The sequence below is a fragment of the Sphingopyxis sp. Geo48 genome (assembly GCF_949769155.1).
GTDB lineage: Bacteria > Pseudomonadota > Alphaproteobacteria > Sphingomonadales > Sphingomonadaceae > Sphingopyxis.
In genome coordinates this window covers 84,062-98,559 of sequence record NZ_CATKPA010000005.1, presented here as the reverse complement: position 1 = coordinate 98,559, position 14,498 = coordinate 84,062, and the positions used below count along the sequence as shown (strand labels likewise).

Genomic DNA, 14,498 nt, shown 5'->3' with positions numbered 1-14,498 from the left:
CCGCTGATACAGTGCCGTCCGGCACCCCGATCGCGCGTTCGCGCGGCCTTGCTTCAAGAGGAAGTTCATGCCCCGTTTTCCCCGTGCCGCCCTCGTCCTCGCCCTGTCGACCTCGCTCGTCGCCGCGGGCCCCGCGCTCGCGAAGGCAAAGGAGGCGAAACCCGCGCCCGTCGCCGACCTCGTGAAGGCGGTCGACATTCCGTATCAGAGCTTCACGCTCGACAATGGCCTGCGCGTCATCGTCCACGAGGATCGCAAGGCGCCCGTCGTCGCGGTGTCGGTCTGGTACCGCGTCGGGTCGAAGCACGAGCCCGCGGGCAAGACGGGCTTCGCGCATCTGTTCGAGCATCTGATGTTCAACGGTTCGGAAAATGCACCGGGCGATTTCTTCGAACCGCTGCAGCAGGTCGGCGCGACCGACAGCAACGGCACGACCAGCTTCGACCGCACCAATTATTTCGAGACGGTGCCGACCGGCGCGCTCGACCGCGCGCTGTTCCTCGAAAGCGACCGCATGGGGCATCTGCTCGGCGCAGTGACGCAGGAGAAGCTCGATAACCAGCGCGGCGTCGTCCAGAACGAGAAAAGGCAGGGCGACAACAACCCCTATGGCCTGCTGCGCTACGAGATTTTCGAGAATCTCTTTCCCAAGGGGCATCCCTATCACCACAGCACGATCGGCTCGATGGCCGACCTCAATTCGGCGAGCCTTGCCGATGTGAAGAAATGGTTCACCGACAATTACGGCCCGAACAATGCGGTGCTGGTGCTCGCGGGCGACGTCGATGTCGCCACGGCAAAGGCCAAAGTGCAGGAATGGTTCGGCGACATCGCGCGCGGACCCGAGGTGAAGGCGCCGCCGGCATCGGTGCCGACCCTGCCCGCGCCGCTCGCGAAGGAGGTCAAGGATCTGGTGCCCACCACGCGCATCTATCGCATGTGGGCGATCCCGGGGCTGAACGATGCCGAGGCGGTGCCGCTACAGATGGCCGCGGCTGTACTCGGCGGGCTTTCCTCGTCGCGGCTCGACAATGCGATGGTACGCAAGGATCCGGTCGCGGTCAGCGTCGGCGCGGGCGCGCAAACCTTCGAGGATGCCGGCATCTTGATCGTCCAGGCCGATGTGAAGCCCGGCGTCGATCCGAAGGTGGTCGGCGACAAGCTCGACGCCGAGATCGCGAAATTCCTCGCAACCGGGCCGACCGCCGACGAACTGCAGCGCGCCGCCGCGAGCTATCTCGGCGGGACGATCGCGGGGCTCGAATCGGTCGGCGGTTTCGGTGGCAAGGCGGTGACGCTGGCCGAAGGCGCGCTCTATTCGAACGATCCTGCCTATTACAAGGTCGAGCTCGACCGGCTGGCGAAGGCGACCCCCGAGCAGACCGCCGCGGTCGCGCGCAAATGGATGTCGCGCCCGGCCTTCTCGCTTACCTATACGCCCGGTGAGCGCACCGAGGGCGGCGAAAACCGCGGCGGCGCGGTCACGGCAGGCAAGGTCAGCGCGGTTGCGCCCGACCGCTACTGGAACCCCGATCTCGGCGATGTGGGTCCGGCGACTTCGTTCGCCGACCGCTCGCAGCTTCCGGCGGTCGCCGACCTCAAAGCGCTCGACTTCCCGGCAATCGAGCGCGCGAAGCTCAAGAACGGGATCGAAGTCGTCTTCGCGCGCCGCGCGACCGTGCCGACGGTCAATGTCGCGGTCAGTTTCGACGCCGGTTATGCCGCCGATCCGCGGGGTGCGCTCGGCACTCAGTCGCTGATGCTCAGCCTGATGGACGAGGGGACGACGACCCGCGATTCGATCGCCTTCGCCGAAGCGAAGGAGCGCCTCGGCGCCCAGATCGACGGATCGGCGACCGCCGACGAGACGGTGTTCAGCCTGTTCGCGCTGAAGCCCAATCTCAGCGCCTCGCTTGGCCTGCTTGCCGACTATATCCGCAATCCGGCGTTCGACGCGCGGGAACTCGACCGCGTCCGTGCGCAGCAGCTCAATCGCCTCAAGGCCGAACTCAACAACCCCAACGCGATCGCGAGCCGCGTGCTGATGCCGGTGCTGTACGGCGCTGATCATCCCTATGGCATTCCGCCGTCGGGGCTCGGGACGACGGCGGCGGTGACCGCGGCGACGCGCGACCAGCTCGCGGCCTTCCATTCGGCATGGATCCGGCCCGACAATGCGCGCATTTTCGTCGTCGGCGACACCACGCTGAAAGAGGTGACGAAGCAGCTCGATGCCGCTTTCGGCAACTGGAAGGCGCCCGCATCGGCCAAGGGTGCCAAGCATTTCGAAACCCCGGTGCCGACACCGAAGCCGCGCATCCTGCTCTTCGACCGGCCGAAGTCACCGCAGTCGGTGATCATGGCGGGCAAGGTACTGACCGTGAAGGGCAGCGACGAGATCGAACCGCTGCGCGCCGCGAACGATATCTTCGGCGGCAATTTCCTGTCGCGCTTCAACATGAACCTGCGCGAGACCAAGGGCTGGTCCTATGGCGTGCGCTCGCGGATCTCGAACGACAGCGACCGGTTGACCTGGGTCGCGATCGCGCCGGTGCAGGCCGACCGCACCGGCGATTCGATCAGGGAGTTCCAGAGCGACATCCAAGCCTATCTCGGCAACAAGGGTACGACCAAGGAAGAGTTGGAGCGCACCGTCAACGGCAGCGTCCGCGAACTGCCCGGCAGCTTCGAAACCTCGGGCGACGTGCTCGGCGGGATTCGCCAGATCGTGAAGTTCCAGCGGCCCGACGATTATTACGAGAAGCTGCCCGCGACCTATGAGGCAATGACGACCGCGGAAATCGACGCCGCGGCGCGCAAGGCGCTCAGCACCGGCGATCTCGTCTATGTCGTCGTCGGCGACGCCGCGGTGGTCAAACCGCAGCTTGACGGGCTGGGCCTGCCGGTGGAAATAGCGACACCCGCTAACTAACATCAGTTTCAGTAGGAGAGAGTCTATGTCCGGTGTCGATGGCAGCTATGAGTGCGTAACCAAGTCGCCGATGGGCGACCAGAAGTCGGTTTTCACCGTCAAGAGCGACGGCGACAGTTTTACCGGTCAGAACGCCGGCGCGATGGGTTCGCTCGATGTCGAGAATGGCAAGGTCGACGGCAACAAGCTGACCTGGACCATGAACATGAAGGTGCCGATGCCGATGACGCTCGAATGCGAAGCGACGATCGACGGCGACGCGCTGACCGGCACGATCAAGGCGGGCGCCTTCGGTTCGATGGCGATGACCGGCACGCGCCAGGCCTGATTTTCGGGTCGCACGGAGACGGAAAGGGCCGTCCCGGATGGGGCGGCCCTTTTGCTTTGCATAGCTTTTCCTCGGTCGGGGGCTATCCAAAGCGGCGGCTTGGGCGCATAGGCCTCCCGCAATGCACAAAATGACCGAATCCCCCCAGCGGTCCCGCATGCCCGGTGACCGCGAAATGGTGTTCATGATGGCGATGGTCATGGCGCTGAATGCGCTCGCCATCGATTCGATGCTGCCCGCGCTGCCCGCGATCGGCGAGGGGCTGGGCGTCCTGACGCCGAACGACCGGCAATATGTCATCTCGACCTATCTCTTTGGCATCGGCGCGGGGTCGCTCGTTTATGGCCCGCTGTCGGACCGCTTCGGGCGCAAGGGCGTGCTCGTCCCGGCGCTGTTCGCCTATGTCGCCTTCTCGATCGGCTGCGGGCTCGCGACGAGCTTCCCGATGCTGCTTGCGCTGCGCTTCGGCCATGGCCTCATCAGCGCCGCGCTCGGCGTCATCGTCGTCGCGGTCATCCGCGACCTCTTCTCGGGCGATGCGATGGCGAAGCGGCTGTCGATGATCTTCCTCGTCTTCATGATCGTCCCCGCGATCGCCCCGACGATGGGCGCAGGTGTTGCCGCCGTCGCCGGGTGGCGATCGATCTTCATCGTCCTCGCGGTGATGGGTGTGGTGATGATCCTGTGGCTGCGCCGCCTGCCCGAGACGCTGCATCCCGACGACGTGCGCCCGCTCGATCTCAAGACGATGATTGCGGGCTGGGCGACCGTCACGCGGCACCGCCGCGCTGCGGGCTATATGATCGCCTCGGGGATGATGCAGGGCGCGCTCTACGGCTATCTCAACAGCAGCGAGCAGATCATCGCCGATATCTTCGATGCGCGCAGCTGGTTCCCGCTGGTGTTTGCGTGCGTCGCGCTCGGCATTGCGACCGCCAATTTCTCGAACGCCGCGATCGTCGAGCGCTTCGGCGCGCGGCGCGTGTCGCAGAGCGCGACCTTCGCCTTCATGGTGACCTCGATCGTTCAGATCGGCGTCGCGCTGAGCGGCGCCGAGACGCTCTGGATGTTCACCGTGCTGATGATGGTCAACGTCGGGCTGATCGGCTTCATCGGGAGCAATTTCGGATCGATCGCGATGGAGGACTTCGGCCATATGGCCGGGGTCGCGTCGTCGTATCAGAGCTTCGCCAAGACCTTGCTCGCGGCGACCGTCGGGGCGCTGATCGGGCAGCAATATGACGGCACGACGCTGCCACTTGCCTATGCCTTCCTGATCTCGGGCGTCGTGGGTCTGATATTGGTGTTCTGGGCCGAGCGCGGCAAGCTGTTCACCCGGCCGGGAACGGCGCCGAAGACGCCCTACTGAAGGCGCAAAAGAAAGGGGGCCGAAGCCCCCTTTCCCTTATCCGTTGAACGACGGGGCCGGCGGCACCGGCGGCGGCGGCGCGTCGGGATCCTCTTCATGCACCTCGACATGGCCGAGCCCGACGTGGCTGCGCGAGCGGCTGTAGCCGAAATAGACCAGCAGACCGATGGCAGCCCAGATCAGGAAGAGGATGATGCTCTTGTGATCGAGGCTGGCGAACAGATAGATGCAGCCGCCGATCGCGATCGGCGCGGTGATCCACACCAAGGGGGTGCGGAACGGCCGGTGGCGGTTGGGTTCGGTCTTGCGGATCACCATCACCGCGATCGACACCGCCGCGAAGGCGAAGAGCGTCCCCGAGTTCGAGATGTTCGCGAGCTGGCCGACCGGGAAGAAGGCGGCGAAGAGCGCGACCGCGATGCCGGTGATGATCGTGATCACGTGCGGCGTATTGAACTTCGGGTGGATCTTCGAGAAGGCGGCGGGGAGCAGGCCGTCGCGGCTCATCACGAAGAAGATGCGGGTCTGGCCGAACATCATCATCAGGATGACCGACGGCAGCGCGAGGCCGGCGGCGAGACCGAGCAGGTTGCCGATCTGCGGCCAGCCGATTTCGCGGAGCGTGAACGCCAGCGCTTCCTTCGAGCAGACGACATCCTTGAAACCCTCGGCGGCGCGCGTTGCGCATTGTGCGGCGAGTTCGCGGCTGCCGGGATCGAGCACTGCGCCCGCTGCGCCGGTCACCGGCTGCGAGCTGAGACCCGGAGCGCCGATCACGCCAGCGGCGACGAGCAGATAGAATATGGTGCAGATCGCAAGGCTGCCGATCAGGCCGATCGGCATGTTGCGCTGCGGATTCTTGGTTTCCTCGGCAGCGGTCGAGACCGCGTCGAAGCCGACATAGGCGAAGAAGATCGACGCCGCGGCCATCGAGATGCCGATGAAGCCGGTCGGTGCAAACGGCGAGAATTGCTCGCTGTTCATGACCGGCACGGCGAGGATGATGAAGACGGTGAGCGCGGTGACCTTGATCGCGACGAGGATCGCGTTGACGGTCGCGCTTTCCTTGGTGCCGATGACGAGCAGCCACGTCACGAGCCCGGCGATGAACATCGCGGGCAGGTTGATCGCGCCCCCGTCGAAGGGGCCGGCAACGAGGGTGTCGGGTATGTCTATGCTGAGAAGATTCTCGAGCAGGCCAACGACATATCCGGACCAGCCAACCGAGACCGCGCCTGCGGCGACCGCATATTCGAGGATCAAGGCCCAGCCGACCATCCACGCGATCAGTTCGCCCATCACGGCGTAGCTGTAGGTGTAGGCCGAGCCCGAAACGGGCACCATGGCCGCCATCTCGGCGTAACAGAGCGCGGCAAAGGCGCAGACGAGGCCGGCGATGATGAAGCTGACCATCATGCCCGGGCCCGCTTTCTGGGCGGCCTCGGCGGTCAGCACGAAGATGCCGGTGCCGATGACGGCGCCAATGCCGAGCATGGTGAGCTGGAAGGCACCGAGCGATCGGTGCAGCGACTTTTTCTCGGCGGTGGCCAAGATGGCGTCGAGCGATTTGACGCGACCAAATATCATCCAAAATTCCCCTTTGGGGCCCGGGTGCGGGCCTTCTCCTGGCGGGGCAGACTAAAGGCTCTGCGCGTCAGCGCAACTTAATTTCAGGCGTGTGACAGGGGCTTTGTCGCAGTTCAGCGCACCGTGAAGCGGACGCGGTCGATCGGCTTGCCGCCGGGATCGACGAGGGTCAGCATGTGACTGCCGGGGCGCGGGAGAATCTGCTGGCCCGCGTCGGCATCGCCGAGCACCTGCTTATCGAGAATCAGACGGTAGCCCGGAACGTCGCCGCTGACGATCACCGCGAGGCGCTGGCGATCCAGCGGGATGTCAGGATCGAGCGCATAGACGCTGCCGCTGACCGGGCTGGTGATGCGCGGACGGCGCGCGGCCTGCGGTGCGGCCGCCAGTTCGCTCTGCGCGGTGCCGGTCAGGAAATACTCGCGGCGCGGCGGCTCGCGGGTGCCGGGGAGGCTGATCTGGCGCACCTCGACGCCCGCAGGCATTGCGGGGGCCTTGCCGGGGCTGCTCGCGTGGAGCGCGAGCATCACGTCGCGCCAGACGGGCGCGGCGCCCGAAGTGCCCGAAACGGCGCGCATCGAATCGCCCTCGAGATTGCCGACCCAGACCGCGACGGTGTAGCGGTCGGTGAAGCCGATGCACCAATTGTCGCGCATGCCCTTCGAGGTGCCGGTCTTGGCCGCCGCCCAGAAGGGCAGGCGGAGCGCGCTATCGGCGCCGAAAGCGTCGGCGCGCGCGGAGGCGTCGGCAAGGATATCACCGACGATGAAGGCGGCGGGGGCGCTGACGATCCGGCGGGATTCTTGGGGCTTTTCGCCTTCACGGAAGCGCACCGGCGACCAGCGACCCTGATTGGCGAGGGTACGGAACGCATTGGCCTGCTCGACCAAGCTGACCTCGGCCGAACCGAGCGCGAGGCTGAAGCCGTAATATTCGCCGTCCTCGACGAGGCTGTGGTAGCCCAGCGCCCAGAGGCGGTCGCGAAATTCCTGGACGTCGTCGATGACGAGCGCGCGCACCGCGGGGACGTTGAGCGAGCTGGCGAGCGCGTGGCGGACGCTGACCGGCCCCTTGAAGCTGTGGTCGTAGTTTTTGGGGACGTAGAGGCCGGAGGCGGTGTCGAGCTGGACCGGGCTGTCGTCGAGGATCGAGGCGGCGGTGAGCCAGCCATGTTCGATCACCTGTGCATAGAGATGCGGCTTCAAGGTCGAGCCCGCCTGCCGCGGCGCGTTGGCGCCGTCGACCGCGGCCGCGGTCGATTTGAGGCCGACGCCGCCGACATAGGCGAGGACGTCGCCCGTCGCATTGTCGAGCACGACGACGGCGCCGTCGCGGACGCGATCGGAGCCGAGGCCCGCGAGCTGGCGGCGCAGCGCGACGATCGCCGCGGTCTGGATGCGGCGGTCGATGGTGGTCGTGACGCGCTTGCCGGGTTTGTCGAGCAGCCGCGCGGCGAGGTGCGGTGCCAGGCCGGGGTCGAAGCGCGTCGCGCGCTCGCCCGAGGCGAGCGTCGCGGCGGCGGCGTCGATCGCGCCGCAGTCGGCCGCCTTCGCTATGCGGCATGCGCGCTTGCCCAACGCCTCCGCCCTGGCAGCGGGATTGGGGAGCAGGCCGGCGAAGAGTGCGGCGTCGGTGCGGTTCATCTCGGCGGGGGTCTTGCCGAACAGGCTTTGCGCGCCCGCGCCGATACCCTGCGCCTCGCCGCGCAGCGGCAGTAGGTTGAAATAGGCCTCGAGCATCTGCTCGTGCGTCCAGTTTGACGCGAGGTCCTGCGCCGCGCGCATCTGGCGGATCTTGGCGAGCCAGCCGCGCTGGCCCGGTCGCGCGAGTTCGGGCGCGAGGAAGGCGGCGAGCTGCATCGGCAGGGTCGAGGCGCCGCGCGAACGCCCCCCGGTCCAGCGCGTCCGGATCGCGCTCGCCATGGCGAGCCAGTCGACCCCGCCGTGCGACCAGAAGCGATGATCCTCGGCCGCGACGACCATGTCGCGGACATCGGGGCTGATGTCCTTCAGCGGCACCCACGCGAGGCGGCGGCGCTCGAAATCGACGCGCTCGCTGTCGAGGAGCCGGCCGTCTCGGTCGTAGAGCCAGGCTTCGCTCGGCTTCCAGTCGGCGCGGACCGTTTCGTAGGCGGGCATGGTTGGAGGGCGGGTGAGGAGATGCGCGGCGGTGGCGAGGATGAGGGTGGCGAGCGCGAGCCAGCCCAGCGCATCCTGCCAGCGCCACTTGCGGGCTTGCTTCATCATCTAATTCAGCACGCGCTCCCGCGAAGGCGGGAGCCCATCTCCGGCCGGTTCAAAATCGAGCCGTCCGGAGATGGGCCCCTGCCTTCGCAGGGGCGCAAGTTCAAGCGCGTTTTCCATCACTCCGCCGATGCCGCGACCGTCACCGGCGCGTTCGGCCACTGGCCGCGGATCGCGGGGGAGTACATCGCCTCGACGCGCGTCGGAGGCAGGGTGAATTTGCCCGAGCCGCCCAAGCGCACGACATATTCGACCGCGTGGGTGCCCGCGGGCATCCAGCCGTAATAGCCGCGCCAGCTGTCCTTGCCGCGTTCGACGTAGCTTGGCTGCCAGTTCGACCCGCCCGCCTGCGCACCGAGCATCTCCGACTGGCCGCCGAGGTTGCCGACGATCGTCGCGCCCGGCGGGACCGGGTCGTTGATCACGACCCACGTCCGGCCGGCGGCGGCGATGACCTCGATCCGGACCTTGATTACGTCGCCGCGCGTCAGACGATCCTTGTTCGCCGCCTTGACGACACTGACCGAGCGCTTGATGCGATAGCCCGCGTTGAGCGGCTCTTTCAGGGGCACGGCTGCCTTGACGCTGACCGTCGCCCAAGGCGCACCGGTGCCTTCATGCTTGAGGCTCATCGTCGCGGCGGCGAGCGCAACGCGAAGCGGCGAGGGTGTTTCGGCGGGCAGCGGCCAGCTTTGCGAAGCGGTTTCGCCCGCAAGGCTGATGTTCGTGACGCCTGTGATCGCGCTCGCCGGATACAGCTCGGCGAAGCGGCGGACGGTGACCGCGCCCCAAGCGTTCGCCGGGGTCGTGTCCCAATGGCCCTTGCGCTGACGCTGCGCGACGCCGACCATCAGCTTGCCCGCGTCATCCTCCCAGCCCTTGCGGCCGAGCACGGCTTCGAGCGCCTTGATCGCCATCTCGTCGCCGCTCGTCATCATCCACCAAGGTGCGCGGGCGTCATCGACAAGGTCGAGGCGCGTGCCTTCATAGACGAGCCGCTTGCGCAGCTCGGCTTCGGCTGCGGTACGAAGCGCCGCGGCGTTGCGGACGCCCGGGGTGCGCTCGATCGCGACGAGCCAGTCGGCGAGCGTGCCGGTCGCCATGTCGATCGGCTTGGTGTCGATCGACGCGACGAGCGCGGGGCTCGACGCATTGTTGCGCGCGAGCGCGGCGAGCGCGGCGATGCGGATCGGGCGGAGATCGTAGGGGCCGTAGCCCTTGCGGGTCAGGCGCCCTTCGACGACCGCCTGCAGCGCCTTCACCATCTTCGCTTTCGACGACTCGGGGACCGCGAAGCCGTTCGCGGCGGTCACCGCCATCACATAGGCGGTAAGCTCGATCGAGCCCTCCATCCGCTCGTTCGGCCAGTAGCGCAGCAGGCCGTCCTTATCGAGATAGGTCGGCATCGCGCCCGCGAGCGCCTGCCAGCGGCCGAGATCGCCGAGCGCGATCGCGCGCGAGGTCGACTGTTCGAAGCAGTTGTACGGGTAGATCGCCATATAGTCGCGGACGCCCGAAAGCGGCGGCGCGAGCGTGCCGGCGAGCGCGACGTCGACATAGCCGCCGGGCAGCGCGCCCGCGGGGATCGCGATCGGCAGCGTCGTGTTCGGGCCGACGCGGAACAGGCTGGCGGCCCAGGTCTCGACCGGGATCGCGGGCTCGACGACCTGATCGAAGACGAGGCGGTCGCGCGCCTTGCCGTCCTTCGACACCGCATCGACAGTCCACTGGATCGGCGCGGTCGCCTCGGGTGCGGTCACCTGCCAGCTGACCGGCACCGCGCCGCCTGCGGGGATCGTCACGGTGAGCGGCGGCGCGGTGAGGGTCGCAGGCGACAGCGTCGGGGTCGCGGTGACCGTCATCGCTTTGTCGGTGCCGTTGCGGAGCGTGAAGCGCGCGTCGAAGACGTCGCCGGTGCGGACGAGTTCGGGCAGGCCCGCATAGACGCCGAGATCCTGCACGGTGCGGATACTGGCCTCGCCGGTCCCGAAATATTGCGAGCCGTCGGTCGCGATCGCGACGAGGCGGAAGCCCGAAAGATTGTCGCTGAGCGGGACGTCGACGTTCGCGCGGCCCTTGCCGTCGAGCGGGACATGCCCCTGCCACAGCAGCACGGGGCGGAAGTCCTCGCGGGTCAGCCCCGACAGATCGCCACCGCCGCCGCCACCGGGTTCGAGCGCCTTGCGACCATAATGGCGCTTGCCGACGACCTGCATCTGCGCGGTCGAGGTGAGGACGTCGAGCGTGCGCTCGCCCATCATCGCGTCGATCAGCTTCCAGCTTTCGTTCGGCGCGAGCTGGAGCAGCGCCTCGTCGACCGCGACGAAGGCGACGTCGGCGCCGCTTGCGGGCTTGCCCGACGGGTTCTTCACCTCGATCCCGACCTTCGCGGTCTCGCGGATCGCATATTTCGCCTTGTCGGCCTTGACCTTGACGCCGAGCTGATGGCCCTCCCAGCCGACCTTGATCTTCGCGATGCCGAGGCGATAGCTCGGCTTGGCGAGGTCGACGAGCGCCGTCGGCGGCGCGCCCTCGCTATTCTCGATCTTGAAGCCGACCGCGCGCTTCATCTGGCGGAACCAGCTTTCGTTGCCGGTGACGCGGCCGCGTACCGCCATGACCGAGACATAGACGTCGGGCGCATAGGTCGCCGGCAGTTTGACCTGCACCACGGGGTTCGTCCCCTTCAGCGGCACGACGAAGCTCGAGAGTACGCCCTCGCGCTCGACGGTGACGAGTGCGGTCGCTTCGCGGAACGGCATGCGGACCTGGAAGCGCGCGGTATCGCCTGCGGCATAGCGCGGCTTTTCGGCGATCACGTCCATTCGGTCGCCATTGTCGCCGCCGAACCACCAGTCGTCGTCGCCCGCGAGCCAGACCGAGCGCACCGCGCGCGCCTCGTTGCCGTCGGCGTCGACCGTGGTCGCGACGACGGTGACTTCGCCCGAGACGCCGGGCGCCATCGCGCAGCTCGCGCGGCCGAGCTTGTCGGTCGTCGCGCTGCATGTCGCGTCGAGCCTGGTCGTGCGCATCTGGTTGTCATAGGCGTAGAAGCCACCGATCAGGCGGCGCCGTGCGGTGATGATCTCGCGATTGTAGAGCGCGACCTGGACGCGCTGGCCCGCGATCGGGCGGCCATCCAAATCGAGCGCGACGAAGTTGAGGCGCAGGTCGTTGTCGCGCATCAGCCAGCCGTCGGTCTTGACGCCGAGGCGCACCGCCGAGGGGAAGAGCATGATGCGGCGGCTCGACGTCAGCGTCTCGCCGTTGGCATCCTCATAGTCCATCTCGACCGCCATCTGCGTCGGCTGGGTGATCGGCTGATCGACGGTGATATTGGTCGCGGCGCTTCCGTTCGCGTCGAGCCGCAGCGGAACCGAGCGCGCGAGCGGAAGGTCGGCCTCGGGTTCTTCGCCGCTGTCGTCGAGCTGGATCACGCCTTCCCTGACCGGCTGGCCGTCGAAATCCCAGTCCCGATAATCCTCGGGCGCGTTCCAGCTGGCGCGGAAATTGGTGCGGATCTCGACCGGAATATTCGGTGCCGGGCCACCCGAGAGATAGCCGACGAAAAAGGAGAGCGGCACCGTCGTCGGGCGCACCGGGGGCGTCTTTGGCCCGGTCACGGTCGCCTTCATCGTCGGCAGGCGATATTCGTCGACCTTGACCGTCTGGCCCGACCAGATCGTCTTGTCCTCGCCCTTCTTGTCCTTGGTCACGAAAACGAGTTCATAGTCGCCCATCGGGGCGGACGCGGGGACGTTCCATGTCGTCTCGCCGGCGCCGTTCGCGTCGATGCTGAACGGCATTTCGAATTCGGTATCCGAACCGCGATGGACGAGGCGGAGCTTGCCCGCGAGCGGCCCCGGCGTCGAGAACCCGGTCCCGACGGGACGGCGCAGGATATGCTTCATGTGGACCGTCTCGCCCGCCTTGACGAGCGCGCGGTCGAAGAGCGTGTGGAGGATATCGCCGCGTTCGGACCATCCATAGGGAAGGTCGAAATCATAGGGACGGATGCCATTGCCCCAGTCGGTGAGCGTGAAGCTGAAATCGTCGCCGCTGCGGGCGCTGACCATCAGCGCGTGGCCCTCGCTGTTCGCGGGATCGGGGTCGTCCTCGCAGCTCGCATAGGTTTCGGGCTGCGGCAGGGTCGACGCGAAGGCAAGGCGGCCCGACTTGTCGGCGGTGCCGCGCGCGAGCAGGCGGCCGGTGCAGCTGTCGATGACGCGGATCTCGGCGCCCGCGACGGGCAGGCCGGTGTCGAGCGCCGTCACCCAGGCGAGCGAGCTTTCGCGGCCCCATTTGAAATGCACCGCCATGTTGGTGACGAGCGCTGCGGTCGCGACATAACGCGTCGCCTTGCGGCCGAGCAGCACCGCGCCGAGTTCGGGGCTCGCGATCTCGACGACATGGAATCCCTTTTCGGTCAGCGGAATGCCGACGACCTCGAATTCCTTGCCGCCGGCGGCAGGCGAAAGCTGCATGTCGCGGCGTTCGCCGCCTGCGGGCGCGTCCTCGAACACCGATTTGGTGCCGGTGTAGTTGACCGTGACGTCCTCGCCTTTCGCGTTCTTTTCCTCGCGATAGTCGGTGTCGTCGGCATCGGCGACGCGCTTCAGCCAGCGCGCGATCGCAGCATCGTCGTCGCCGACCTTCAGCGTCGTCGCGGGCATTTTCAGGTTCGACTGGACCATCGACGCCTCGACCCCGCGCACGGTGACGGGCAGGATGCCGCCCTCGGACGCCTCGAGGATGCCGAATTCGGCGGCGAATTTGACCAGCGGCGGGGCGCGGTCGATGTGGAATTTCAGCGGGAAGTTCGACTGGTTCTGCAAGCGCCGGCCGCTCTGGTCGGTGATGTCGGCGGGCAGGACGAGTGTCGCGTCGACATTCTGCGACAGCGGGCCCGAGAAATGGACGCGCTCGAGATATTTGTCATTCTTGTCGTCGTCGTCGAATTTGGCAGCATAGCTCTTGCCATCGGCGGTCCTGAGCGTCGCGGCGAGCGCGGTTTCGCGCGGCACCGGCGCGGCGAAGATGACATTGACGTCCTTCAGCGGGTTGCAGCCTGCCTGTGGATTGACGCGGCTGCACGACATTTTCGCGGTGAAGGCAGGGCGCACGTCATGGTCGAACCGCTGGTCGCGGCCCGCGGTGCGGCCGGGCACGCCGGCCTGTGAAATACGCGCGTCCCATACGAGCGCCATCTCGCGGCCCGGTGGCAGCGGACGGCGGCATTTGACCGGAACGACACGCTCGAGCAGCGCATCGCGGTCGCTGCCCGCGGCGGGCAGGCGCAGCGGCAGGCCGGCGTCATAGGCGAAGGACTGCGCCGACCAGTCGCTGCCAAGGCCTTCGAGGATCTTCACCGCGGTGTCGCGCGGCAGCACGTCGACGGGAATCTTCTCGCCGATGCCGTCGACCGCGCAATAGGCGAAACGGCCGACCGAGGCGCGGTCGGCGGCGACGTTGGTCGCGACGAGGAAAATCTGGTCCTCCTCGATCCCGTCATAGGTGCCGCCTGCCAGCACCGCGCGCGCCGAGGGGCCTCCGGTGTCGATCTCGAACCGGCTGTTTCCGACGACACCGACACCGCGCGCGGTCGTCAGGTCGCTGCGGAGCTCGACGTGGCAGCTGACGCCGCCGGGGAGCGATTTTTCGAATTCGAGCACCCAGGTGCGCGTGTCGACCCAACGGCTCGTTGCATCGACCTTGCAGTCATGGGTCGCGGGCGCCCTGGCACGCGGATCGCCGAGCGGGACCATGTCCTCGGAGAAGCGCAGCGTGAAGCGGCTGATCGTGCCGTCGCCGGTGCCCGACGAGCCGGGGGTCGCGAGCGTGACCTGCGGGACGGTGTCGCCGCCCGCGGCGACGAGCGCGAGGCCGAGGGGAACGATCAGCGCCAGCTTGATCCTGCCGGCATAGCGCTTCGCCAGCGCCCGCCACCCGTGCCGCATGCCTTGTCTCCCCGGTCTGACCCGAAATGCTATCCTGCTGGAAACGGGTGCATGAGTCCACCCGTCGCCGCGCAGCGCGCAC

The 14,498-nt window shown here is 67.3% G+C and carries 6 protein-coding genes; 3 read left to right on the top strand and 3 right to left on the bottom strand.

Annotation, left to right across the window (positions count from 1 at the left end; translation table 11 throughout):
- The first annotated feature begins 67 nt into the window (after positions 1-67).
- The 3 genes from QOL79_RS16360 to QOL79_RS16350 all read left to right on the top strand — a co-directional run bounded on the left by QOL79_RS16360 (position 68) and on the right by QOL79_RS16350 (position 4,629).
- The gene (locus QOL79_RS16360) at positions 68-2,932 is read left to right on the top strand and encodes a M16 family metallopeptidase (protein ID WP_283420159.1); all 2,865 of its coding nucleotides are present in this window, start codon (positions 68-70) and stop codon (positions 2,930-2,932) included.
- A 25-nt stretch (positions 2,933-2,957) separates the two neighbouring features.
- Positions 2,958-3,260, top strand: coding sequence for a hypothetical protein (locus tag QOL79_RS16355; protein WP_204991974.1), 303 nt, complete (start codon positions 2,958-2,960; stop codon positions 3,258-3,260).
- A 157-nt stretch (positions 3,261-3,417) separates the two neighbouring features.
- On the top strand, positions 3,418-4,629 hold the full coding sequence (locus QOL79_RS16350) for a multidrug effflux MFS transporter (protein WP_283420158.1): 1,212 nt from the start codon (positions 3,418-3,420) through the stop codon (positions 4,627-4,629).
- Between the two features lie 36 nt (positions 4,630-4,665).
- Here the strand turns inward: QOL79_RS16350 and QOL79_RS16345 are convergent, their stop codons facing one another.
- From QOL79_RS16345 to QOL79_RS16335, 3 genes are all read right to left on the bottom strand, one after another.
- Complete coding sequence (locus QOL79_RS16345) at positions 4,666-6,216, bottom strand: amino acid permease (RefSeq protein ID WP_204991972.1); 1,551 nt, start codon at positions 6,214-6,216, stop codon at positions 4,666-4,668.
- A 113-nt stretch (positions 6,217-6,329) separates the two neighbouring features.
- Positions 6,330-8,459, bottom strand: a complete 2,130-nt coding sequence (gene pbpC / locus QOL79_RS16340; protein WP_502957497.1) for a penicillin-binding protein 1C — start codon at positions 8,457-8,459, stop codon at positions 6,330-6,332.
- Positions 8,460-8,578: 119 nt separating this feature from the next.
- Positions 8,579-14,416, bottom strand: coding sequence for an alpha-2-macroglobulin family protein (locus QOL79_RS16335; protein ID WP_283420156.1), 5,838 nt, complete (start codon positions 14,414-14,416; stop codon positions 8,579-8,581).
- Positions 14,417-14,498: the final 82 nt, after the last annotated feature.

Coding starts and splice junctions, on each gene's coding strand:
- QOL79_RS16345 (WP_204991972.1), bottom strand. CDS start 6,216: ATGATATTTGGTCGCGTCAAATCGCTCGACGCCATCTTGGCCACCGCC.
- QOL79_RS16335 (WP_283420156.1), bottom strand. CDS start 14,416: ATGCGGCACGGGTGGCGGGCGCTGGCGAAGCGCTATGCCGGCAGGATC.
- QOL79_RS16355 (WP_204991974.1), top strand. CDS start 2,958: ATGTCCGGTGTCGATGGCAGCTATGAGTGCGTAACCAAGTCGCCGATG.
- QOL79_RS16360 (WP_283420159.1), top strand. CDS start 68: ATGCCCCGTTTTCCCCGTGCCGCCCTCGTCCTCGCCCTGTCGACCTCG.
- QOL79_RS16350 (WP_283420158.1), top strand. CDS start 3,418: ATGCCCGGTGACCGCGAAATGGTGTTCATGATGGCGATGGTCATGGCG.
- pbpC (WP_502957497.1), bottom strand. CDS start 8,459: ATGAAGCAAGCCCGCAAGTGGCGCTGGCAGGATGCGCTGGGCTGGCTC.